This is a genomic window from Pseudomonas psychrophila HA-4 (assembly GCF_000282975.1).
Classification (GTDB): Bacteria; Pseudomonadota; Gammaproteobacteria; order Pseudomonadales; family Pseudomonadaceae; genus Aquipseudomonas; species Aquipseudomonas psychrophila_A.
In genome coordinates this window covers 1-1879 of the sequence record NZ_ALJC01000085.1, presented here as the reverse complement: position 1 = coordinate 1879, position 1879 = coordinate 1, and the positions used below count along the sequence as shown (strand labels likewise).

4 protein-coding genes are annotated in these 1879 nt (G+C 41.2%); all 4 read left to right on the top strand.

Going from position 1 to position 1879, the window contains the following annotated elements; genetic code table 11:
- Positions 1-528: hypothetical protein (locus tag B347_RS26575; RefSeq protein ID WP_237719123.1), on the top strand; the 528-nt coding region annotated here is incomplete at its 5' end.
- Positions 525-890, top strand: a complete 366-nt coding sequence (locus B347_RS24910) for a hypothetical protein (protein ID WP_019409929.1) — start codon at positions 525-527, stop codon at positions 888-890. The genes B347_RS26575 and B347_RS24910, both read left to right, overlap by 4 nt.
- 195 nt (positions 891-1085) lie before the next feature.
- Positions 1086-1403 carry a hypothetical protein gene (locus tag B347_RS0111940; RefSeq protein ID WP_019409928.1) on the top strand — a complete coding sequence of 106 codons (318 nt, stop codon included), beginning with the start codon at positions 1086-1088 and terminating at the stop codon, positions 1401-1403.
- A 105-nt stretch (positions 1404-1508) separates the two neighbouring features.
- A complete protein-coding gene (locus B347_RS27040; protein ID WP_272942648.1) occupies positions 1509-1643 on the top strand; it encodes a hypothetical protein in 135 nt (44 codons plus the stop codon).
- Positions 1644-1879 lie beyond the last annotated feature (236 nt).

Here is a 1879-nt window from a genome sequence, read left to right as displayed (position 1 = left end):
CCCAACCCGACAGGGTGGGTGGATCCGTTGGGGTTGAGTTGTGTTCCGGGGGATTGTCCGGGGCAAGAACGAAGGGAGTTGGGAGCTGGTAAAGAGCTGATTGCAGCCGAAAATGGTCCTCCGATTCCTACTATTGAGAGAACTTTTAAGAAAGGGGAAGATATCCGCCACTTTGAAAAACATGGTACTGAAATTGCTCAGACACTGGGTCTAGTAAACTACAATGTTGGGCAATATGTAAGCGACGCCAACTCAGTGATACTTAATGGCGTGTTCACTCCTGAATTAAACGCTTACGTATCTATTTCGGGAGGTGTCGGAGGGGCAAAAGGACTAATGGCTGGAGTTGATCGCGCAACAGGTGAGATTACTACACTACACTTAAAATCTATTTCTTTCTTCCAAAGAAAAGCACCGAGCCTCGGATGGGAAACAAAACCAAAATCATTAAAAACGGACACAATAGGGTCAAATCCAGCCGCAGGTTGGAAACCAAGCCCATACAACATCCCGGAAAATAAACCATGAAAGTGAAAAGCATTCGTTGGACATCAATAGCAGCTCAAGAAGCAGAAGTGGAAATAACTGATGACGACTACATCTGCACTGTATTTTCTCAACCCTGCGAAGTTTCTGTTGGAGATAACTTGAATGAGCCCTTACACATATTTGACATAAAAAATGTGCGAATAAACGAAGAGCTAACTCCTAGCATTGCTAGCAATTGCAACGACACTCTCAAGCGAAAAATAGTAGGGAAAGTGATCGATACAGAAAATCAAATTATTTTAGTAGGTAAATTGCGTTTCATAGTTGATGATTACTTACCTGGAGGCTTGCAGGCAGGCGATTACATTGAGTTCGATTGTGAAAGAATTGATTTGTGGTGACATCATGGCGACCTGAAACATCATATGAGGCCAAGGTGCGCAGCAAGTAGATTCAGATGAGAAAATTATTATCCTTGCGGAAATAAAAATACTGCCGAAGGATTAGAGGGCGATATATATCAAAGGGGAACTATACAGCTAAGATTCAAAGGATTTGACGCTCGTTGGATCATAGAAGCTATGAGACCCACCAAAATGAATAAGATTGACGCTGACATAAAAATATTTGTTGAGCTTATTGAGCAAGCTATTTATATAGCGAAGCGGATAAGATTTGAAAGTATCTGTTCGCCAGGCAATGAACGGGTTGCAAGCCCGACAGAAAAAACAATAGACATTCTTACTCGTTTTCAAGAAAGTGCGCTAAATAACGAAATTCTGCGTACTTCTAAAAAAGATGTTCCGAGTGGAACAGGCCTTGGCTTAAGCCGTGGTGTAGGAGAGTGGTCATCAGGCGAGGCTCTATTAGAGTCCATCTATAAAATTGAAAACTTTTATAGAAATGTTTTATGAGGACACAAAATCTTGGGGAATTTCATATACAAGCTTGGTGACTTTTAAATATGGAAGCATAGTAAAAATTTTTTGCGCACTACGATGCTGATCCATCAAGTAGTTATGCGTGAAGATGAAATATCAGAGGAAGACGCTCAGCAAGCTATGAAAGGCCCCAAAGAAGCTAACAATATGCTATTAAAACTTCAAAAACGATTGATCGAAAACGGTATTACCCCCTTTATTTCAAACTTGTAATTATAAAAGCCAATGTAATTAATAGTCATTTTATTGGTTCGGGCTGAATTGAGTTCTGAAAGTGGCGGTAGCGTTTTTTATTTTAATCACGCCGCTTACTTAAATGCTCTTTAATAAATAAAATTGATACTTTCCTGAGGTCGCGACGCTCAATGGCCACTGGCTTACGAATACGACCTGCAAGACCGCCTTATCAGCGAACACCAGGGCTGGGCCACCCTGCGTTACCAATACGA

What these genes read in the sequence shown, in the direction of transcription:
- B347_RS24910 (WP_019409929.1), top strand. Translation starts at nt 525, where the DNA reads ATGAAAGTGAAAAGCATTCGTTGGACATCAATAGCAGCTCAAGAAGCA.
- B347_RS0111940 (WP_019409928.1), top strand. Translation starts at nt 1,086, where the DNA reads ATGAATAAGATTGACGCTGACATAAAAATATTTGTTGAGCTTATTGAG.
- B347_RS27040 (WP_272942648.1), top strand. Translation starts at nt 1,509, where the DNA reads ATGCGTGAAGATGAAATATCAGAGGAAGACGCTCAGCAAGCTATGAAA.